Annotated in this window: 17 protein-coding genes; 11 read left to right on the forward strand and 6 right to left on the reverse strand. The window is 71.6% G+C overall.

Annotation, left to right across the window (positions count from 1 at the left end):
* Positions 1–31 precede the first annotated feature (31 nt).
* Complete coding sequence (locus BLT82_RS17265; RefSeq protein WP_017945871.1) at positions 32–295, reverse strand: WhiB family transcriptional regulator; 264 nt, start codon at positions 293–295, stop codon at positions 32–34.
* Positions 296–978: 683 nt separating this feature from the next.
* Between BLT82_RS17265 and BLT82_RS17270 the strand changes: the two genes are divergently transcribed.
* From BLT82_RS17270 to BLT82_RS17280, 3 genes are all read left to right on the forward strand, one after another.
* Positions 979–1,482: a cysteine dioxygenase gene (locus tag BLT82_RS17270; protein ID WP_093655749.1), complete on the forward strand. Its 504-nt coding sequence runs from the start codon at positions 979–981 to the stop codon at positions 1,480–1,482.
* Positions 1,483–1,600: 118 nt separating this feature from the next.
* Positions 1,601–2,557, forward strand: coding sequence for a 2-phospho-L-lactate transferase (gene cofD / locus BLT82_RS17275; RefSeq protein WP_093655751.1), 957 nt, complete (start codon positions 1,601–1,603; stop codon positions 2,555–2,557).
* The gene (locus BLT82_RS17280) at positions 2,554–3,852 is read left to right on the forward strand and encodes a coenzyme F420-0:L-glutamate ligase (RefSeq protein ID WP_093655754.1); all 1,299 of its coding nucleotides are present in this window, start codon (positions 2,554–2,556) and stop codon (positions 3,850–3,852) included. The genes cofD and BLT82_RS17280 overlap by 4 nt, the downstream gene beginning before the upstream one ends.
* Before the next feature lie 145 nt (positions 3,853–3,997).
* On the opposite strand, the gene BLT82_RS17285 is transcribed toward BLT82_RS17280, so the two are convergent.
* The 3 genes from BLT82_RS17285 to BLT82_RS17295 all read right to left on the reverse strand — a co-directional run bounded on the left by BLT82_RS17285 (position 3,998) and on the right by BLT82_RS17295 (position 7,942).
* On the reverse strand, positions 3,998–5,008 hold the full coding sequence (locus BLT82_RS17285; RefSeq protein WP_093655756.1) for a DNA-3-methyladenine glycosylase family protein: 1,011 nt from the start codon (positions 5,006–5,008) through the stop codon (positions 3,998–4,000).
* Between the two features lie 265 nt (positions 5,009–5,273).
* Positions 5,274–6,365, reverse strand: coding sequence for a mannose-1-phosphate guanylyltransferase (manB, locus tag BLT82_RS17290; protein WP_093655758.1), 1,092 nt, complete (start codon positions 6,363–6,365; stop codon positions 5,274–5,276).
* A 134-nt stretch (positions 6,366–6,499) separates the two neighbouring features.
* Complete coding sequence (locus tag BLT82_RS17295) at positions 6,500–7,942, reverse strand: peptidoglycan recognition protein family protein (RefSeq protein ID WP_093655760.1); 1,443 nt, start codon at positions 7,940–7,942, stop codon at positions 6,500–6,502.
* Positions 7,943–8,069: 127 nt separating this feature from the next.
* On the opposite strand from BLT82_RS17295, the gene BLT82_RS17300 reads away from it, so the two are divergent.
* The 4 genes from BLT82_RS17300 (at position 8,070) to BLT82_RS17315 (ending at position 14,030) form a co-directional block, all read left to right on the forward strand.
* On the forward strand, positions 8,070–8,822 hold the full coding sequence (locus BLT82_RS17300; RefSeq protein ID WP_093655762.1) for a TIGR03089 family protein: 753 nt from the start codon (positions 8,070–8,072) through the stop codon (positions 8,820–8,822).
* A gap of 276 nt (positions 8,823–9,098) precedes the next feature.
* The gene (locus BLT82_RS17305) at positions 9,099–10,325 is read left to right on the forward strand and encodes an LCP family protein (protein ID WP_404204405.1); all 1,227 of its coding nucleotides are present in this window, start codon (positions 9,099–9,101) and stop codon (positions 10,323–10,325) included.
* Positions 10,326–10,557: 232 nt separating this feature from the next.
* On the forward strand, positions 10,558–12,288 hold the full coding sequence (locus BLT82_RS17310) for an LCP family protein (protein WP_093655766.1): 1,731 nt from the start codon (positions 10,558–10,560) through the stop codon (positions 12,286–12,288).
* 65 nt (positions 12,289–12,353) lie between these two features.
* Positions 12,354–14,030 carry an LCP family protein gene (locus tag BLT82_RS17315; RefSeq protein WP_404204408.1) on the forward strand — a complete coding sequence of 559 codons (1,677 nt, stop codon included), beginning with the start codon at positions 12,354–12,356 and terminating at the stop codon, positions 14,028–14,030.
* Positions 14,031–14,145: 115 nt separating this feature from the next.
* Here BLT82_RS17315 and BLT82_RS17320 read toward each other — a convergent pair whose 3' ends face one another.
* Positions 14,146–15,183, reverse strand: a complete 1,038-nt coding sequence (locus BLT82_RS17320; RefSeq protein ID WP_093655771.1) for a glycosyltransferase family 2 protein — start codon at positions 15,181–15,183, stop codon at positions 14,146–14,148.
* Between the two features lie 188 nt (positions 15,184–15,371).
* On the opposite strand from BLT82_RS17320, the gene BLT82_RS17325 reads away from it, so the two are divergent.
* The gene (locus BLT82_RS17325) at positions 15,372–16,955 is read left to right on the forward strand and encodes an LCP family protein (RefSeq protein ID WP_455431876.1); all 1,584 of its coding nucleotides are present in this window, start codon (positions 15,372–15,374) and stop codon (positions 16,953–16,955) included.
* Between the two features lie 73 nt (positions 16,956–17,028).
* Here the strand turns inward: BLT82_RS17325 and BLT82_RS17330 are convergent, their stop codons facing one another.
* Complete coding sequence (locus BLT82_RS17330) at positions 17,029–17,577, reverse strand: acyl-CoA thioesterase (protein WP_093656132.1); 549 nt, start codon at positions 17,575–17,577, stop codon at positions 17,029–17,031.
* Between the two features lie 119 nt (positions 17,578–17,696).
* On the opposite strand from BLT82_RS17330, the gene BLT82_RS17335 reads away from it, so the two are divergent.
* The 3 genes from BLT82_RS17335 to BLT82_RS17345 all read left to right on the forward strand — a co-directional run bounded on the left by BLT82_RS17335 (position 17,697) and on the right by BLT82_RS17345 (position 19,935).
* The gene (locus BLT82_RS17335; RefSeq protein WP_208867942.1) at positions 17,697–18,923 is read left to right on the forward strand and encodes an LCP family protein; all 1,227 of its coding nucleotides are present in this window, start codon (positions 17,697–17,699) and stop codon (positions 18,921–18,923) included.
* A 299-nt stretch (positions 18,924–19,222) separates the two neighbouring features.
* Positions 19,223–19,714 (forward strand): DUF2975 domain-containing protein, encoded by a 492-nt coding sequence (locus BLT82_RS17340; RefSeq protein WP_093655777.1) that lies wholly within the window; start codon positions 19,223–19,225, stop codon positions 19,712–19,714.
* Positions 19,714–19,935 carry a helix-turn-helix domain-containing protein gene (locus BLT82_RS17345; RefSeq protein WP_093655779.1) on the forward strand — a complete coding sequence of 74 codons (222 nt, stop codon included), beginning with the start codon at positions 19,714–19,716 and terminating at the stop codon, positions 19,933–19,935. The genes BLT82_RS17340 and BLT82_RS17345 overlap by 1 nt, the downstream gene beginning before the upstream one ends.
* The last annotated feature ends 62 nt before the right edge of the window (positions 19,936–19,997 follow it).

A 19,997-nucleotide genomic window follows, 5' to 3' on the forward strand; every position in this document is an offset into this window, starting at 1 on the left:
GGGCGGGCGACGGGCCGGGCAGCGGCCTCGGTCAGACGGCGGCCTTCTTCAGCCGGCGGCGCTCGCGCTCGGACAAGCCGCCCCAGATGCCGAACCGCTCGTCGTTGGCGAGGGCGTACTCGAGGCACTCGGAACGGACTTCGCAGGCGAGACAGACCTTCTTGGCCTCGCGGGTGGATCCGCCCTTCTCGGGGAAGAAGGACTCGGGGTCGGTCTGGGCGCACAACGCGCGCTCCTGCCAGCCGAGTTCCTCGTCCGCGTCCTCGACCAGCAGTTGCTGGAACAGCTCGGTCATGTGCGCCCCTCGTCTGTTTTTGCGTCCCCGTGATCCGGCCCTGAGCCGTACCGATTTCGGCCGAACGACACGAGTGAAATTACAAGTGTGTGGATCCGGGCCAGTCAAGCCGAGATCTGCTATTGAGCCCCGTATTCACTCTGCGGAACCAAGCGTATGCGGAAAGTGTTCAAATCACCAAAAACCATGACACTTGCCACTGGCCTGACCGCACCCTCTCCCTCCCGCGCTGCTGCACCGGTCTTCACCGGTCCTCACGAGGAAGGACGTCTCGCGCTTCGATCTTGTTGCGATCCAGCCACACAAGCGACCCGGATCACAGTCCGATCACGAGAGCGCAACGGCGTTTGAGAGCGCAGTTGCAGCGCCATGTCTCCGGCCTCATCGACGCACAAACCTTTCTCCGAGCGGAGTAACCGGATGAGGTGAAACATTGCCGCCAAATCGGTCATTGAGTTGACATCCGGGGCCGTGGTCGTCACCTTGGAATGCATGCCAGCGACCACAGCGCCCTCCGCGACCCACGCGATCCGTGGGTTCCGCAGCGCTGTCCAGGCGCGCTGTTGCTGTTCCAGCTGTTGATGCCGTAGCGCTCCAGCTCTCTCCGGTCCGCCGTTCCCCGGCGGGCTTCGCGACACCCCAGCACTGACCTTCCGTTTCTGCCGAGGAACCACCGCACCCCTATGAACAGCGACAGCGACCTCCAGATCGCCGGCGACATCCTCGAGGTCCCGCACCTCCTCCAGCCCGCCAGGGAGCACCCCGCGACGGTGGCCGAGTTCGCCGGACTCGCCCGCTCCATCGCCGAGGACCGCGCCCAGTGGGCCCCGCTCGTCCGGTACGACGCCACGACGCGGTGGTACCACCGGCTGCGCACCGGCCCCGGCTACGAGGTCTGGCTGCTGTCCTGGGTACCGGGCCAGGGCAGCGGACTGCACGACCACGGCCCGTCCTCCGGTGTACTGACCGTCCTGGACGGCGAGTTGACGGAACGCACCGCCCGGGCCGACCGCACCCTGACGGCCGGGGCGCAGCGCGTCTTCGCCCCCGGATATGTGCACGAGGTGGTCAACGACTCGCTCGAACCGGCCGTGAGCCTGCACGTGTACTTCCCGGGCCTGACCGAGATGCCGATGCACACGGCCCACTGCTCGCCGGCCGCCCGGCAGGACGTCGTCGTCGCCTGACCTGGGCCCGCCGGCACCGCCCGGTCCCCGGCACTCCGGACCGGTGGCAGGCCGGACCGCGCGCCGTCCGGGCGGACCGCGCCTCATCCGGGGCGCCGCAGCCTGACACACTCTGGGCATGCGCATTGTGGTTCTGGCCGGTGGCATCGGCGGTGCTCGTTTCCTGCGTGGCCTCAAGGCGGCCGCCCCCGAAGCCGACATCACGGTCATCGGCAACACCGGTGACGACATCCATCTGTTCGGGCTGAAGGTCTGCCCGGACCTCGACACGGTGATGTACACGCTCGGCGGCGGCATCAACGAGGAGCAGGGCTGGGGGCGTTCCGAGGAGACCTTCCAGGTAAAGAGCGAACTCGCGGCGTACGGGGTGGGGCCCGAGTGGTTCGGGCTCGGCGACCGCGACTTCGCCACGCACATCGTCCGTACCCAGATGCTCGGCGCGGGCTACCCGCTGAGCGCCGTCACCGAGGCGCTGTGCGCACGGTGGCAGCCCGGGGTGCGGCTGCTGCCGATGTCCGACGACCGCGTGGAGACCCATGTCGCCGTCGACATCGACGGCGAACGCAGGGCCGTCCACTTCCAGGAGTACTGGGTCAGGCTGCGCGCGTCGGTGGACGCACAGGCCGTCGTGCCCGTCGGGGCCGACCAGGCCAAGCCCGCGTCGGGGGTGCTGGAGGCGATCGCCGAGGCCGACGTCATCCTCTTCCCGCCGTCGAACCCGGTGGTCAGCGTGGGGACGATCCTGGCGGTGCCCGGCATCCGCGAGGCGATCGCCGACGCGGGCGTACCGGTCGTGGGCCTCTCCCCCATCGTCGGGGACGCCCCCGTGCGCGGCATGGCCGACAAGGTGCTGGCGGCCGTCGGGGTCGAGTCGACCGCCGCCGCCGTGGCACGGCACTACGGATCGGGGCTGCTCGACGGCTGGCTCGTGGACACCGTGGACGCGGCCTCCGTGGACGAGGTCGAGCAGGCGGGGATCCGCTGCCGGGCGGTGCCCCTGATGATGACCGACCTCGACGCCACGGCCGCGATGGCGCGCGAGGCGCTGGCGCTCGCCGAGGAGGTCCGCGGATGACCGCACCGTCCTACCGGGTGTGGGCGCTGCCGGGTCTGCCCGAGGTACGACCCGGTGACGACGTCGCGAAGCTGATCGCGGCCGGTGAACCCGGGCTGGTGGACGGCGACGTCCTGCTCGTCACCTCGAAGATCGTCAGCAAGGCGGAGGGCCGGATCGTCGAGGCCGGTGACCGCGAGGCGGCCATCGACGCGGAGACGGTACGGGTGGTGGCCCGCCGGGGCGCCCTGCGCATCGTCGAGAACCGGCAGGGCCTGGTGATGGCCGCGGCCGGGGTGGACGCCTCCAACACCCCTGCCGGGACGGTGCTGTTGCTGCCCGAGGACCCGGACGCCTCGGCCTCGCGCATCCGCGAGGGGCTGCGGGACGCGCTCGGCGTCGAGGTGGGCGTGGTGATCACGGACACCTTCGGCAGGCCCTGGCGGGCCGGGCTCACCGACGTCGCCATCGGCGCGGCCGGCGTGCGGGTACTGGACGATCTGCGCGGCGGCGCCGACGCGCACGGCAACCGGCTCGACGCGACGGTCGTCGCCACCGCCGACGAACTCGCCGCGGCCGGCGACCTGGTCAAGGGCAAGGCGGACGGGCTGCCGGTGGCGGTGGTGCGAGGGCTCGGCCATGTCGTCGCGGACGGGGCCGACGGTGCCCGCGCGCTGGTGCGACCAGCGGCGGACGACATGTTCCGGCTCGGCACCTCCGAGGCGGTACGGGAGGCGGTGACCCAGCGCCGCACGGTGCGCGCCTTCACCGGCGAGCCGGTGGACCCCGGCGCCGTCCGCCGGGCGGTCGCGGCCGCCGTGACCGCGCCGGCCCCGCACCACACGACGCCCTGGCGCTTCGTGCTCCTGGAGTCGGAGTCGTCACGGCTGCGGCTCCTCGACGCGATGCGCGACGCCTGGATCGCGGACCTGCGCCGCGACGGCAAGTCCGAGGAGTCGATCGCCAAGCGCGTCCGGCGCGGCGACGTGCTGCGCAACGCGCCCTATCTCGCGGTGCCGTGCATGGTCATGGACGGTTCGCACCACTACGGCCACGAGCGCCGCGACGCGGCCGAGCGCGAGATGTTCGTCGTCGCGACGGGCGCGGGCGTCCAGAACTTCCTGGTCGCACTGGCCGGTGAGCGCCTCGGGTCGGCGTGGGTGTCGTCCACGATGTTCTGCCGGGACGTGGTGCGCGAGGTGCTGGAGCTTCCGCCCGGGTGGGAGCCGATGGGCGCGGTCGCGATCGGCCATGCGGCGGAGGCGCCGAGGGAGCGGCCCGGGCGGGCCGCGGGGGACTTCATCGAGGTGCGGTGACCTCGGGAGGACGCCGAGCCGGGAAGGACGCCGAGCCCGCGAGGACGTCGCCCCCGGCGCGGTCGGACCAGGGGCGCGGCGCGCGGCAGCAGCGCCCCGGCCGTCGTCCGCGCTCGGGGTCCGCCGGTCCCGCCGGTTCTTCCGGTCAGAGTCCGCCGATGTCCCAGCGCGGCATCTTCGGCCGGCGGCGGGGCGGGGTCCGGCCGCCGAGGAGGATGAAGCGGGCCGCGCGGTGGCGCTGGCCGGCGTAGGGGGCGAGGAGTTCGAGCATCGCCGCGTCGTCCGCGTCGCGGTCTCCGGCGAGCGCGTAGCCGACGATCCGCGGCAGGTGGAGGTCGCCGACGGTGATCGCGTCCGGGGCGCCGTTGCTGCGCTGGACGGTCTCGGCGGAGGTCCAGGGGCCGATACCGGGGATCAGTTCCAGGCGGGCCATGGCCGCCTCGGGCTCCATCGCCGCGGCCTCCTCCATCCTGCGCGCGACACGGACCGCGCGCAGGATCGTGGCCGCACGCTTGTCGTCGACGCCCGCGCGGTGCCACTCCCAGGAGGGGATCATGGCCCAGGTGCGGGCGTCCGGCATGACGTGCATCCGGTCGGAGCACGGGCCGGGGGCGGGCTCGCCGTACTTGCGTACGAGGAGACGCCAGGCACGGTACGCCTCGTCCGTGGTGACCTTCTGTTCGAGGATCGACGGGATCAGGCTCTCGAGGACCAGTCCGGTACGGGTGAGGCGCAGCCCGGGGCGGCGGCGGTGGCTGGCCGCGACGAGGCGGTGGCGCGGCTCGAACAGGTCCGGGTCGTCCAAGTCCCCCAGCATCGCGGGAAGTTGTTCGAGCAGCCAGTCGGCTCCGGGACCCCATGCCTCGCCGTGCACCGCCGTGCCCTTCGCCGTCACCCGCAGCGTGCCCGGGCCGGCGGGGGTACGGGTGGCGCGCCAGACGGAGCCGTCGGGGGTCGTGCGGAACATCGGGTCGCCCGGACCGCGCCGCAGCGGTCCCAGCACCAGTCCGAGGTCCAGCGGGCCCGGCGGCACATAGGTCCGCTCCCGAGCCCCGGCAGTCGTCGCCGTCCCCGGCCTGGGCGCGGGCACGGCGACCTCGCCGCCGCGCACCGTGGTGCGGGTGACGGCGGGCCGGGGGGTGAAGCGTCCTGCCACGGAGAGGATCCTGAGTGCGGGTGTGCCGAGGTGTGCCGGGGTCGGTACCGAGCCTAGGCGGTCGCACCGCGGCTTCGCAGCGGGACCCCGCGACCGCGCGCCGGATACGCGGACGGGCCTGGGAAACCGTGTTCCCAGGCCCGTCCCTACGCTCGGGCCCGCGTCGCGCCTGCACGGGGAGGCCGGTCCGAACGGGACCGCAGGCCCGACGCGGGAACCGCCGGTCCGCCGACCGCCCGCCCGGAGCCGGCGGACCGGCGCGCGGCTACTGGTCCGAGGAGAAGCGGATCGCGCCCGCCGGGAGCGTGGCGTCGCACCAGACCCGGACGCCGTCGCGGAGTTCGTTGTCGGCCCCGATGACCGCGCCGTCGCCGACGACCGCGTCCGTGAGGACGGTACGGGCACCCACGCGCGCGCCCGCGCCGACGAGCGAGTCGGTGACCACGGCGCCGGCCTCGACCACCGCGCCGTCCAGGAGGGTGCTGCCGCTGATCCTGGCGCCCTCGCCCACGACGGCGCCCTCGCCGACGACCGTTCCACCGGTCAGCTTGGCGTCGGCGGCGACGGTCGCGGTCGGCAGCACGAGGCGGTCCCCGCAGCGGCCGGGCACGGCCGGGGACGGGGCCCGGCCGAGGACGAGGTCGGCGGAGCCGCGGACGAACGCCTGCGGGGTGCCGAGGTCCAGCCAGTACGTGGAGTCGACCATGCCCTGGAGGTGGGCTCCGGAGCTCAGCAGCTCGGGGAAGGTCTCGCGCTCGACGGACACCGGCCGGCCCGCGGGGATGCGGTCGATGACGGAGCGGCGGAAGACGTAGGCGCCCGCGTTGATCTGGTCGGTGACGATCTCCTCGGGCGTCTGCGGCTTCTCCAGGAACGCCGTGACCCTGCCGGTGGCGTCCGTGGGCACCAGACCGAAGGCCCGGGGGTCCTCGACCCGGGTCAGATGGAGCGACACATCGGCGCCCGAGGACCGGTGGGTGCCGACGAGGGCGGGGATGTCCAGTCCCGTGAGGATGTCCCCGTTGAAGATGAGCACCGGATCGTCCGGGCCGGACCGGAGCCGGGAGGCGACGTTCCGGATCGCCCCGCCCGTGCCGAGCGGCTCCACCTCGGTGACGTACTCCAGATGCAGCCCGAGCGACGAACCGTCCCCGAAGTACGGCTCGAAGACCTCCGCCAGGTACGACGTCGCCAGCACGACGTGCTCGACGCCCGCGGCACGCGCCCGCGCCAGCTGGTGCGTGAGGAACGGCACCCCCGCGGCCGGGACCATGGGCTTCGGCGTGTTCACGGTGAGCGGGCGGAGTCGTGTGCCTTTGCCGCCGACCAGGAGGATCGCTTCTTGGGCCTGGGTCAATGCCTTCTCTGCTTCCTTCTGGGGCCGGGCAATTCGCGCGTATGACCGGCCAGTGTATGCAGCCTGTACGTACGTATGCGGCACCGCCGGACCAATCGGTCCGGCGGATGCCCGGTGTGACGACGGGTGGGGTCTCAGCGGCCCTGCAGTTTGGCCGCGACCGCGCGGGCCGTGCCGAGTTGGCCGTAGAGGCGGGTGCCCGGGCAATCGGTGGAGAACCCGTCCCTGTGCCCGGAGATGACGTTGAGCTTGGCCTTCGTACCCTTCGCGTATCTGTTGCCGCCACCTGACGTGAGATATGTCGTGGACTTCGGGTTGGCCCCGAAAAGGCCGAGCTTCCATGCGGTGAGTTTGGCGATGGCGTCAACCGCGGCCTTGGGCGGAGTGGTCGAACTGTACGTTCCGAGCACGGCGATGCCCATGCTGTTCGTGTTGAAACCGCGCGTATGTGCGCCGAGGACCGGTTTGGCCACGCCTCCTGCCCTTCCTTCGTAGATGTTTCCGCACTTGTCGACGGCGAAGTTGTAGCCGATGTCTCGCCAGCCGCTGCTCTCCACGTGGTAGCGGTAGATACTGCGCAGGACGGAGCCCGACTGCTGGCAGGTGAACCGGTTGCCCGTGGCGGTGTGGTGGACGAAGGCGGCATGGACCGTCTTCGTGTAGACGAACTGCTTCTCGCGCAGCGCCTCGTTGGCACCCCAGCCCTTGCGCGTGACGATGCCCGGCCGGGGCCCGATGTAGGGCTTCGCGACCCCGTACGCCGTGGCCTCCGCCTCCGTTTCCACCTTGGTCAGCGGGAGGATCGCGTCGGAGCCGAGGGGCGCGAGGTCCGCGTTGACGGCGGAGGCCGCCGCGGACTCGGGGGTGAGCGACGCGGTGAGGGCCGGATCGCTCGTGATTCCCGGCAGTTCCTCGTACACGCCCTCGCCGGGCACGGGGATCTCGGGCCGCTCCGGGCGGGGGGCCAGCGGAGCCGCGTTCTCCTGGCTGCCGGGCTCGGGGTACTCCGGGCTGCCCGGCTGCGGGCTGCCGGGCTGCGGGCTCTGCGGCTCTTCGCCCGGGTCGACGAGTTCCAGCCGCAGGCCCTCGGGAAGGGGCGGCGTGGCGGAGCGGTTCGCACCGGGCGCGGGCTCGGGCCGGACCCGGACCGCCACGGCGTCCGAGTCGCCGACCCACAGCGGGGCGGTCGCACCGCGCACCGTGCCCTCGGCCCGCTCCTCGGAGCCTGGGTCCGGGGCGTGCTCGAAGTCGTGGGTCTCCACGTCCTGCCACTCGGACCACCGGCCCGAGCCGGTGGCGCGGGTGCGGACCTGGACCGAGCCGTGGAGCTCGCTGTCCGGGTCCTCCCAGACGACGCCGACGAGGGAGAACGGGCGGGTCTCGCGCTGCGGCAGACCTTGGGCGGCCGCCCCGCCGGCCGAGCGCTCGTAACCGGGCAGCGGGACCAGGGGCAACGACTGCGTCGAGCCCGGCAGATCCGGCACCTGCGGCGCGGCGGCGGCCACGGGAGTGAACGCGGGAAGAACGAGTGCGGCTGTACAGGCGACACCGATGGAGGATGCAAGGTAGGCACGCATGGCTCGATCCTTGGGCGGCGGCCGGTGATCCGCCCACCGGGAAACCGACGCACCGCCGGTCCGTCCGGGGGACGGTGTCACCGGGACGGCGGCACCGGTGCGGCGCCCGCGGCGTACCCTTGCGCGGATGAACGCCAGCGACCGCACCCCGGCCGACCTGCTGCGATCCGCGCTCGCCGCGGACCCCGCACGCCCGTTGGTCACCTTCTACGACGATGCCACCGGTGAGCGCGTGGAATTGTCCGTCGCCACCTTCGCCAATTGGGTGGCCAAGACATCGAACCTCCTCCAGGACGGCCTCTCCGCCGAGCCTGGCGACCGGGTCGCCCTGCTGCTGCCCGCGCACTGGCAGACGGCGGCGTGGCTGCTCGCCTGCTCATCGGTGGGGGTCGTCGCGGACGTCGGCGGCGACCCGGCGGCAGCGGACCTCGTCGTGAGCGGCCCGGACACGCTCGACGCGGCCCGCGCCTGTTCCGGTGAGCGGATCGCGCTGGCACTGCGCCCGCTCGGCGGCCGGTTCCCGCAGGCGCCCGAGGGCTTCGTCGACTACGCGGTCGAGGTCCCGGGCCAGGGCGACCGCTTCGCCCCGTACGTACCGGTCGACGCGGACGCTCCCGCGCTCGCCGTCGGCGGCAAGGAGTTCACCGGCGCCGAGCTCGTGGAGCGCGCCCGCGCGGACGCGGCCGAGCTGGGACTGGCGCCCGGGTCGCGGCTGCTGTCGGGGCGCTCGTACGCGAGCTGGGACGGGCTGTCGGCCGGACTGTACGCACCGCTCGCGTCCGGCGGCTCCGTCGTGCTGTGCCGGAACCTGGACCGGCTGCCGGCGCAGGACCTGGAGAAGCGGATCGAGAACGAGCGGGTGACCGGCACGGCGGTCTGACCGGGCCGCCGGCCCGGCGCCGACGGCGCGGCGATTGCCGGAGGCCCGGCGATCCCGGCAGTCCGAAGGTCCGGGGCCCTGGGGATCCGCCCCTCCGGGCCCGGGGCATCGCGGCCGTCGCCGCCCGTACCGTCCTGACCAGCGACGTCGTACGGCCGGCGCCCGCGAGTTCACCCGTTCGGCCCAGTGCGTCCCGGGCCCGCAGGCCACGGCGGCGGGTCCGGTGGATCATCGGCGGTGGGTACTGCGACACACCACCGCGAGGACGGACGCCACGTGACCGACAGCGCCGGCACGCCCGCCGAACCGGACGACACCGCGGAGCACGCCGCCGGTGACGGCTCCGGCGCGGGCGGCGGAGGGCGCGGGGGCGGTGGCCGGAAGAGGCGGCGGCGCCGGAGCATGCGGTGGGTCGCGCTGGGCGTCTCGCTCCTCGTGGTGCTGGTCTCGGGCATCGGCTGGTGGCTCTACCGGAAGCTCGAGGGCAACATCACCACGGACCTGACGGCGGTGGAGGAACTGGAGCGCTACGACAGGGAGCGCCCCCTGCCGGCCCCGCACGGCGCGCAGAACATCCTGCTGATCGGCTCCGACAGCCGGGCCGGCGCCGACAACGGCAAGTACGGCCGAGACAAGGGCGTCCAGCGCTCCGACACCACGATCCTGCTGCACATCGCGGGCGACCGCCGCAGTGTGACGGCGGTGTCCGTCCCGCGCGACCTCCTGGTCGGCATTCCGAGCTGCCGTACCGCTCAGGGCACCCGCAGCCTGCCCCGGTACGCACAGTTCAACTCGGCCTTCGCCCTCGGCGGTGCGGCGTGCACGATCCGCACGGTGGAGCGGCTCACGGGTGTCCGGATCGACCACCACATGGTCGTCGACTTCCACGGCTTCAAGAGCATGGTCGACGCCGTGGGCGGTGTGACGGTCTGCCTGCCGGCGTCCATCGACGACGCGGACGCGCATCTGAGGCTGAAGGCCGGCAAGCAGACCCTGAACGGCGAGCAGGCCCTCGGCTACGTCCGCGCCCGCAAGTCCCTCGGCAACGGCAGCGACACGGAACGCATGGACCGGCAGCAGCAGTTCCTCGGCGCCCTCTTCAACAAGGTGCAGAGCAACGGGGTCCTCCTCAACCCGGCCCGTCTCTACCCGGTGCTCGACGCGGCGACCAGCTCGCTCACCACCGACCCCGGTCTGGACTCGCTGAGGGACCTCTTCGACCTCGCCCGCTCCCTGCGCGGGGTGCCGACGGAGCGCGTGCAGTTCCTCACCGTGCCGCGCCGGTCGTACCCGTACGACCCCAACCGCGACGTCCTCGCGCAGCCCGCGGCGAGCAGACTCTTCGAGCGGCTCCGCAAGGACGCCCCGGTGCGCGTGGTGCCCAAGGAGACGACGGCGAGCACCGGCAGGGACACGGACCGTGACAGCGGGACGGGGTCGCAGAACCCGTCGGCGACGCCCACGTTCTCCGGCACCAACGCGACGTCGGCCAGGTGCAAGTAAAGCCCTGCCCAAAGAGTCACCGGCAGTCCATGAAGTTTGAGTGGATTGCCCGGTTGTAAGGGGCGTGGAATTTGTCACGGACGTCGCCCGGCGCTGAACTGGGCGGATAGTGTGACGCGATCCGGTACATCCGGCCGGCCAGGCCGCGGTCATACACAACCGGACCGACGAATCGAGCGTCTCCCGGGGGGAGGGACGCCGTGCGTGGCACCGACGGAGGACTCAAGCAACCGTGGATGCGCAGAGCCGTGGGCAGGCGGACGAGATCGACCCCGCCGACCAGTGGGTACTGAACCCGCAGACGGGTAATTACGAACTGCGACTGGATCGTTCCGCTCCGAAGCCGGCCTCCTCCCGCTCCGCCGGCGCCGCCTCCTCCAGAACTGCCGCCCGCCGCGGCGCTTCCGGTGCCGCTCCCGCGACCGCCGAGGTTCCGGGGCAGCGCACGCGGCGCTCGGCCCGCGGCGGCAACCCTCCGGGCGACGGCGGCGGGCGCGGTGCGCAACAGACCGCCGTGGGACGCCGGAAGCGCAAGCCGCAGAAGAGCAGGAAGAAGAAGGCGATGCTGTGGACGGGCGGCGTGCTCGCCTGCACCCTCGTCGCCGGCTCAGCCTTCGCGTACTACCTGTACGACCGGCTCAACGGGAACCTCAACACGGTGGACATCGGTGACGCCGGCTCGAAGGGCATCACCAAGGACGGCCCCGTCAACATCCTTCTCCTCGGCACCGACAAGCGCACCGGCGCGGGCAACGAGGGGTACGGCGACAAGGGCAGCAGCGGCCACGCCGACACGACGTTCCTGTTCCACGTCTCCGAGGACCGCACCAACGCGACCGCGCTCAGCATTCCGCGCGACCTCATCACGGACATTCCGGACTGCCCCACGAAGCAGCCCGACGGCTCGACCAAGGTAATCAAGGGTTCCCAGGGAGTCCGTTTCAACGAGAGCTTCGGCGTCGCGGGCCGCGACCCGGGCTGCACGATGCGCACGATCAAGCAGATCACGGGCGTTCAGGTCGACCACTTCATGATGGCCGACTTCAACGCGGTGAAGACGCTCTCGACCGCCGTCGGCGGTGTGGAGATCTGCCTGGCCAAGCCCATCAAGGACAAGGAGTCCAAGCTGGATCTGCCGGCCGGCGAGCAGAAGGTGGCGGGCGAGGACGCCCTCGCCTTCGTCCGCAACCGGCACGGCCTCGGCAACGAGAGCGACCTCGACCGCATCAAGCAGCAGCAGCAGTTCGTGGCGTCGATGATCCGGCAGATGAAGGAAGACACGCTCGGCAACCCGAAGAAGATGTTCGCGGTCGCGGAGGCCGCGACCGAGGCGCTCACCGTCGACAGCGCGATCGGGGACATCCCCAAACTGACGGCCATGGCCCAGGAACTCGGCAAGATAGACGTCAAGCACATCAGCTTCGCGACCGTGCCGGTGGTCGACAACACCGACGGCGCCACCGTCCTCCTCGACGAGGTCAAGGCGCCGCAGGTGTTCAGCATGCTCCAGAACGACATCTCCTTCACCGAGGTCAAGAAGAAGGAGTCGGCGGCCAAGAGCAAGCAGGCCGCCCTGCTCAAGGGCCCGCGGGCCGCCGCCTCCGCGGTCCGGGTCGACGTCTACAACGGCAGCGACACCCCGGGCGCGGCGCAGAAGACGCTCAACTGGCTACAGGTCGAGAAGGGCGTGCTCAAGTCCACCAACAAGAGCAACGCCCCGGAGAAGACGGCGAAGACGACACTGGAGTACGCGCCCAACCAGGCCGACCAGGCCCGCAAGCTCGCGGATCTGATGGGGTTGCCGGCCACGGCGCTGAAGCCCGGTACGGAGGACGCCGAGGGCACGGAGGCGATGGTCCTCACGCTCGGTGCCGATTTCAAGGGCGCGGGGGTGCCCATCACCGCACCGGCGAAGCCGCCGGTGGACAAGGTCGAAGCAGACAAGCAGGTGTGCGCCCAGTGACCCCGGAGCACCGGGTCACGCGGCGCGCCTGAGGACAGGGGGGACCAGGGGTGGGACGGAGCAGCGTGCAAGGGGAGGACACCCGGGATCGTGTCCGGCACGCCGGAGAGCAGGGCCGGTCCGGCGGCAGCGGCGTGCAGGAGCACGGCGGCTCCGCCGGCTCGGACGACGGCGGTGAGGGATCCCCAGCGGCCTCCGCCGGCAGAGGCGGCGGACGGGCCCGGCCTCGCGGCAACCCGCGGCGCCCGGGAAAGCGCGGCAGACGCCGGACACTACGGTGGGTCGCCTCCGTGCTCTCGCTGCTCATACTCGGGACGGCCGGGGCCGGATACCTCTACTACGAGCACCTGAACGCCAACATCAAGACGGACGACCTGAACCTCGGCAAGAACGGGATGGCCGACCACAAGGCGAACGCCGCCGGCCAGACACCGCTGAACATCCTGCTGATCGGCTCGGACGCACGCGACTCGGCGGCGAACAAGGCACTCGGCGGCGCCCGGGACACCTTCGACGGGCCCCCGCTGGCGGATGTGCAGATGCTGGTCCATCTGTCCGCCGACCGCAGCAACATGTCGGTGATCAGCATGCCGCGCGACACCGTGCTGAAGATCCCGGAGTGCACGGACCGCAACGGCAAGGCCTTCAAGGCGACCGGCTGGACGCTCACCAACGAGTCCCTCCAACGCGGCGGGCCCGGCTGCACGGTGGCCACCTGGTACAAGCTGACCGGCATCACCATCGACCACTTCATGCAGGTCGACTTCGCCGGCGTCGTGTCCATGGCCGACGCGATCGGCGGCGTACCCGTCTGCGTCCGGCAGAACGTCCACTCCCGCAACAGCGCTGGGCAGGGGTCCGGTCTCAAGCTGAAGGCGGGGACGACCTCGGTCAAGGGCGAGCAGGCGCTGCAGTGGCTGCGCACCCGTTACGGCTTCAAGGACGGCACCGACCTGGCCCGTACGGAAGCCCAGCACATGTACATGAACTCGATGGTCCGTGAGCTGCGCAAGAGCACCAAGCTCACCGACCCCGCCAAGCTGCGGAACCTGGCCGAGGCGGCGACGTCCGCTCTGACGGTCGACGCGGGTCTGGACACGGTGGCCAAGCTGTACGCCCTGGCCGAGGAGTTCCAGCAGGTGCCGACCGAGCGCATCACGATGACGACGATGCCGAACTTCTACACCCAGCGGCCCAATTTCGCGGGCAAGGTCGAACCGCTGCAGCCGGACGCCGAGCAGGTGTTCCGCATGGTGCGGGAGGACATCCCGCTCGACGGGAAGGCGTCCAAGCGCAAGGCGCCGGCCGAGCCCAGGGATCCCGCCGCGGCACCCGGCGAGATCGGGGTGAGCGTGCAGAACGGCACGTACACCGATGAGTTGGGGGCGGCGAGGGGGCGCGCGACGGAGATCGCGGGCGTGCTGACGGGCAAGGGCTTCACCAGGACGACGGCGGACAAGCAGACCAATCCGCAGGACCGGACGGTGGTGTTCTATCCGAGCGCCGAGCTCGCGGGTGACGCGCTGGCCGTCGCCAAGGCCGTCGGGCTGCCCGCCTCCTCGGTGAAGAAGTCCACGGACGTCTCGGGCGTGACGCTGGTGGTGGGCGCGGACTGGCGCGAGGGCGCCGCGTACCCGAAGTCCGCGGCCAAGGACGAGGGCAAGGCCCCGTCGTCGGCGAACCCGCTCAGCGCCGGCAACACCAAGGCCTGCATGCCCGTGCAGCCCGGGTTCACCTGGTAGTCCGCGGCGTCCCGTTCCGCAGGGCTCCGCACCGCGGAAGAGCCTCGATGTGACGGGGCCGTCCGGCGCACAGCGCGCCGGACGGCCCCGTGTACTGCGTCGTCGGCCCGCGGAATCAGGCCTGCGTCGGTGCCGTCACCGCCGGCCGGCGGCTCTCGATGACCTTCTTCGCCAGCGAGCGCGGGCTCGTCAGGAAGCCGAAGCCCCACGACATGTGCATCGTCGCCAGCGCCACCGGGATCCGGACGCGGGCCTTCCACGGCAGGCCCCTGCCCGCCGGGAGCGAGCCCGCGGTGATCGCCGCGAGGTAGCCGCCGGGGATCACGAAGCCGAGCGGGGTCAGTGTCACGCCCACCACCAGGCCGGCGGCGATCGCGCAGACGGCGGTCGGCGGGGCGAGATAGCGGAGGTTGATCGAGCCGGAGTGGTAGCGCGCGACGACGTGGCGCCAGCGGCCGTAGTCCTTGTACTGCTTGGCGAGCGCCTTCACGGAGGGGCGCGGCCGGTACTGGACCCTGAGCTCCGGGGAGAACCAGATCAGGCCGCCGGCCTCGCGGATGCGGAAGTTCAGCTCCCAGTCCTGGGCGCGGATGAACTCCTCGTTGTAGCCGCCCTGCTGCTCCAGCGCCTCACGGCGGAACACGCCCAGGTACACGGTCTCGGCGGGGCCCGCGTCACCGCCGGTGTGGAAGGCGGCGTTGCCCACGCCGATCTTCGAGGTCATCGCCGCGGCGACGGCGTGCTCCCAGTCGTTCTCGCCCTCGGCGTGCATGACGCCGCCGACGTTCTGCGCGCCGGTCTCCTCCAGGAGCCGCACGGCGGTCGCGATGTAGTTCGGCGACAGCATCCCGTGCCCGTCGACGCGGACGACGATCGGATGGCGGGACGCCTTGATCGCGGCGTTGAGCGCCGCGGGCGTACGGCCGGTGGGATTGGGAACCGTGTGCACCCGGCCCCAGGGGTTCGACGCCGTCTCGCGCACCAGCTCGGCGGCGATCTCGTCGGTGCGGTCCGTCGACGGGCCGAGCGCGATCACCACCTCCATCTCACCTGCGTAGTCCTGCTGCAGGATGTGGCGGACGGCGTCGCGCAGATGTCGTTCCTCGTTGAGGACCGGCATGATCACGGAGACGGCGGGCGGGGCGGCTGGCATGGGTTCCTCGGGGTCCGGGGGTCGTCCCCCGGGAGACAACGGCCTCGGGGAGACAGCGGCGTCGCCCGCCACGTTACCGCGAACGGGGGACAGCGATGCGCGCCTCCCCTCGGCCTCCCCGTGCCGCAGATCGTATGGGCCTACGGTGCTCAGGATCACCGGTCTGCTGCCCCGCGGAGGTGCCCCTCGTGCCCACACCGCCCCGCTCGCCCCGTCCGCGACCGGCGGCGGCCCGTCCGAGGCCGGTTCCCGGGCCGACGGCGGGCCGCCCGAGACCGGCGGCACAGCGCCGGGGAGGCGCGGCACAGCGACAGGGGTCGGCGGGGAGGAGCGGACGGGGGGCGGCTCCGCGCCCGCGCGGCCGGGGGCAGGAGGAGCGGCCCCGCTGGGCGATGCGGGTGGTGACGACCCTCTCGGTGCTCGTGCTCGGCGTGGGTGGCATCGGTCACGCCCTGGTGACCGGGCTGGACAGCGGCATCGGCCGGGTCGACCCCTTCAGGGACATGAAGAACCGACCGGAGGACGGGAACGGGATGAACATCCTGCTCGTCGGCACCGACGGCCGGGACACGGTCACCAAGGAGGAGCGCCACAAGTACCGGCTCGGCGGCGCCCCCTGCCGCTGCACCGACACGATCATGCTGGTGCACATCTCCGAGGACCGGGAGCGGGCGAGCATCGTGAGCCTCCCCCGTGACTCGTACGCGGAGATCCCCGCCCACACGGACCTGACCACCGGCAAGAAGCACGGCCTGCACGCCGTGAAGCTGAACGCGGCGTACGCGGAGGGCGGCCCCGCGCTGACCGTGAAGACCGTCGAGGATCTGACGAGGGTGAAGGTCGACCACTACCTCGAGGTCGACTTCCGCAGCTTCATGAAGACCGTCGACGCGGTGGGCGGGGTCGAGGTCTGCACGGTACGGCCGATGAAGGACACCCACTCCGGCCTCGACCTCAAGGCCGGGACGCACCGGCTCGACGGCGCGAAGGCACTGCAGTACGTGCGGGCCCGCCATGTCGACGGGGCGGCGGACCTGGGGCGGATGCAGCGCCAGCAGCGGTTCGTGGCGGCGCTGGTGCAGCAGGCCACCGGCAGCGGGGTGCTGCTGAACCCGGTGAAGTTCCGCCAGGTCAGCACGGCCGCGCTGGACTCCGTGCGGGCCGACCGGGGGTTCGGCACCGACCAGCTGCTCACTCTGGGCAAGGCGATGCGGAGCTTCACGCCGGCGTCGACGGAGTTCGTCTCCGTCCCCGTCAAGGACCCGAGCTTCCCGGTGAAGGGCGTCGGCTCGACGGTGAAGTGGGACCGGGTCAAGGCGGAGCGGCTCTTCAGTGCCCTGCGCGAGGACAGGCCGCTCGCTCCGGAGCGTCCGCGGTCGGCGGCCTCCGCCCGCACCGCCAGGATCGTCGACGTCCCGCCGAAGCAGATCCGGGTGCAGGTCTACAACGGGACGCAGCTGGACGGGCTCGGCTCCCGGGTGGACGCCGCACTGAAGGCGACCGGTTTCGACACGACGCGGGCCCCGCTGAACGGCAGCGACCGCAGCGTGAAGCGGACCTTCATCACCTACGACCCGCGCTGGGACCGCTCGGCCAGGTCCCTGGCCGTGGCGCTGCCCGGCGCCGAGTTGCGGCCCGTGAAAGGCCAGGGCCCGACGCTGAAGGTGACGGCGGGCTCCGGCTTCACGTCGGTGACCCCCGTCCGGGCGGACACCCCGCGGGCCAGGGGCGTCTTCGGTGCCATCACCGGCGACGAGGTCCTCTGCCGCTGACGCGGGGCGGCGGTGCACCGGGGCCGTCGGCAGTCGGTTCCGGTGCACCCGGGCGCGGGCGCCGGGGAGGGCGTCAGTCCTCGTATCCCTCGGCCGCGCGGCGCTCGCGCAGTTCCTTGATCGCGCGGCGGCGGGCCAGCCGGTGGGTGCGGCGGATCTGCGCCTCCTGGTACCGCCTCTTGTCGCGCTCGGTCTCGGGGACCACCGGCGGGACGGGACGGGGCTTGCCGTCCGCGTCGACGGCGGCGAAGACCAGATAGGCGGAGCCGACCTGGGTCGCGGGGGTGGACTCGTTCCACCGCTCGGCGAGCACCCGGACGCCGACCTCCATCGAGGACCGGCCGGTCCAATTGACCTGGGCCTTCACATGCACGAGGTCCCCCACCCTGACCGGCTCCAGGAAGACCATCTCGTCCATGGAGGCCGTGACCGCCGGTCCGCCGGAGTGCCGGCCGGCGACGGCGCCCGCCGCGTCGTCCACCAATTTCATGATCACTCCGCCGTGCACGGTCCCGAGGAGATTGGTGTCACTGTGCGTCATGATGTGGCTGAGGGTCGTACGCGAAGCCGATGTCGGCTTACCCGGAATATCGCTCTCCGAGCGCTGGGCCTGGTCTGTCATGCCCTCCACCCTATGCGGGCACCTGCGCACCGCCGCATTGCATCAGGTTCGCAACAGCCCCGGTGCGATTTGTCACCCGCCCTGTCGGGCCTTCGGCCACGGCCTGCACACTGTTCCGCATGAATGACTGGCCCGATGGATACGGACACGGCAGCCGGGGCGCGGAACCCGAGGGTCCGCGTGTGATGCGCCATGTGCAGCGACGCCCGATCCCGCAGCAGCCGCAGGGGTACGACGACAGGTACGACGCCCCGTACGACAGCGGGTACAACACGGGCCAGGTCTACGGTTCGCCGTCCGGCCGGGGACACGGGGGGAACGGCGGGGACGACGGCTACGGCGCGCCGCCCGCCTACGGCCGCCCGGCTCCCGACTGGCGCCGGCGCCTCAAGGTCGGCTCGGTCACCGTGCTCGTGCTGGCCCTCGGGGTCTCCATAGGCACGTACTTCTGGGCCGACTCCAAGGTGCGCCGCGAGGTCGACCTCTCCAAGGTCATAGAGCGGCCCGCGGAGGGCGACTGCACGACGTACCTGATCGTCGGCTCCGACAGCCGTGAGGGCATGTCGTCGGAGGACAAGAAGCGCCTGCACACCGGCTCCGCCGACGGCAAGCGCACCGACTCGATGATGATCCTCGCCGCCTGCGGCAGCGGGAACACCATGATCTCGCTCCCCCGCGACTCGGACGTGGAGATCCCGTCCTTCGTGGGTTCCGAGTCCGGCAAGACCTTCCCGGGCGAGGGCCGCCGGGTGAAGCTCAACGCGGCGTACGCGGAGGACGGCCCCGAGCTGCTGGTCCGCACCGTCGAGCACAACACCGGCCTGCGGATCGACCACTACGCGGAGATCGGCTTCGCCGGCTTCGCGAACATCGTGGACTCCCTCGGCGGCGTCGAGATGGACATCCCCAAGGCCTTCAAGGACAAGAAGTCCGGCGCCGACTTCCAGGCGGGCAAGCAGACCCTGAACGGCGAGCAGGCGCTCGCCTTCGTCCGGACCCGTTACGCCTTCGCCGGCAGCGACCTGGACCGCACCAAGAACCAGCAGAAGTTCCTCGCCGCGCTGGCCAACCAGGCCGCGACCCCCGGCACGATCCTCAATCCGTTCAAGCTCTACCCGACCCTGGGCTCGGGCCTGGACACCCTGATCGTCGACAAGGACATGTCCCTGTTCGACCTCGGGCAGATGTTCTTCGCGATGAAGGGCATCAGCGGCGGCGACGGCAAGTCGATGAACATACCGATCTCCGGCAGCCGCGGCGGGAACCTGGTCTGGGACAAGGAGAAGGTGCGCCAGCTGGTGAACCAGATCAAGAACGACGAGAAGGTCACCGTCACCGCCGACTGACACGGGCGGACGCGACCGGCGACCGACGCGGGCCGCGGTCGCTCACGGACCGGTGCCGAAGGGCCGTCGCCATGCACGGGCGACGGCCCCTCGCCGGTCCGGGGACCGATCCTCGCGGGCCACCAAGAAGGTCGGCAAGCCGGCTTCGACAAGATCGGGACGGTTCGCGCGAATGTCATGCCACGGGAGGGGGCGGCGTCCCGCCGCCGTGCGAAACCGCCGCCCGCCCCCGTCCCAACCCTTGCTCTATCTATCGAGATTCGATAGATTTCCATCGCAACTCGATGGAAGGGTGGGTCATGGGAAAGCTGGCAGTGCACGCGCTTCGCGCCGTGCTCGTGGTGGTACTCGCCGGCACCGTTTTCGTACAGGCAGGGACGGTGTGGGTGTTGGTCAGCGGGAACGACCCGGAGGACGGGTCGCTCCCGCTGGCCCCGCTGCGCGTGATCACGATCCTGGGCATGGTGTCGGCCCAGGTCGCCCTGGTCTGCGTATGGCGGCTGGTGACGATGGTGCGACGCGGAACCGTGTTCTCCCATGCCGCCTTCCGGTACGTGGACGGCGTGATCGGCGCGATCGTGGCGGCTGCCCTGTTGTGGTTCGCGGTCACGGTCCTCAATGCGCCGGGCCAGCGGGACGACCCGGGCGTCACCGTCATCATGGGCGGGGTCGGCGTGGCCATCCTGGGGGTCGCGCTCATCGTGCTCGTGCTGCGGATTCTGCTCGCCCAGGCCGTCGCGCGCGACGTCGAAGCGGCGCAGATGCAGGCCGAGTTGGACGAGGTGATCTGATGCCGATCGTCGTCGACATCGACGTGATGCTGGCCAGGCGGAAGATGTCCGTGGGCGAGCTCGCGGACCGCGTAGGGATCACGCCCGCCAATCTGGCGGTACTGAAGAACGGCCGCGCCAAGGCGGTGCGCTTCGCGACGCTCGCCGCGCTCTGCGAGGTGTTCAAATGCCAGCCGGGCGACCTGCTGCGCTGGGAGGCCGAGGATGCCGCGGGCGGATGACGTGCCCCGGGGCCGGCCGTGGATCGCCGATCACCCGCAGCACCGCCCTGACCCCGTTGGGC

The organism is Streptomyces wuyuanensis (assembly GCF_900103455.1).
Classification (GTDB): domain Bacteria; phylum Actinomycetota; class Actinomycetes; order Streptomycetales; family Streptomycetaceae; genus Streptomyces; species Streptomyces wuyuanensis.

What these genes read in the sequence shown, in the direction of transcription:
- BLT82_RS17295 (WP_093655760.1), bottom strand. Translation starts at nt 7,942, where the DNA reads ATGCGTGCCTACCTTGCATCCTCCATCGGTGTCGCCTGTACAGCCGCA.
- BLT82_RS17340 (WP_093655777.1), top strand. Translation starts at nt 19,223, where the DNA reads ATGGGAAAGCTGGCAGTGCACGCGCTTCGCGCCGTGCTCGTGGTGGTA.
- BLT82_RS17270 (WP_093655749.1), top strand. Translation starts at nt 979, where the DNA reads ATGAACAGCGACAGCGACCTCCAGATCGCCGGCGACATCCTCGAGGTC.
- BLT82_RS17320 (WP_093655771.1), bottom strand. Translation starts at nt 15,183, where the DNA reads ATGCCAGCCGCCCCGCCCGCCGTCTCCGTGATCATGCCGGTCCTCAAC.
- BLT82_RS17335 (WP_208867942.1), top strand. Translation starts at nt 17,697, where the DNA reads ATGAATGACTGGCCCGATGGATACGGACACGGCAGCCGGGGCGCGGAA.
- cofD (WP_093655751.1), top strand. Translation starts at nt 1,601, where the DNA reads ATGCGCATTGTGGTTCTGGCCGGTGGCATCGGCGGTGCTCGTTTCCTG.
- BLT82_RS17280 (WP_093655754.1), top strand. Translation starts at nt 2,554, where the DNA reads ATGACCGCACCGTCCTACCGGGTGTGGGCGCTGCCGGGTCTGCCCGAG.
- BLT82_RS17300 (WP_093655762.1), top strand. Translation starts at nt 8,070, where the DNA reads ATGAACGCCAGCGACCGCACCCCGGCCGACCTGCTGCGATCCGCGCTC.
- BLT82_RS17330 (WP_093656132.1), bottom strand. Translation starts at nt 17,577, where the DNA reads ATGACAGACCAGGCCCAGCGCTCGGAGAGCGATATTCCGGGTAAGCCG.
- BLT82_RS17265 (WP_017945871.1), bottom strand. Translation starts at nt 295, where the DNA reads ATGACCGAGCTGTTCCAGCAACTGCTGGTCGAGGACGCGGACGAGGAA.
- BLT82_RS17345 (WP_093655779.1), top strand. Translation starts at nt 19,714, where the DNA reads ATGCCGATCGTCGTCGACATCGACGTGATGCTGGCCAGGCGGAAGATG.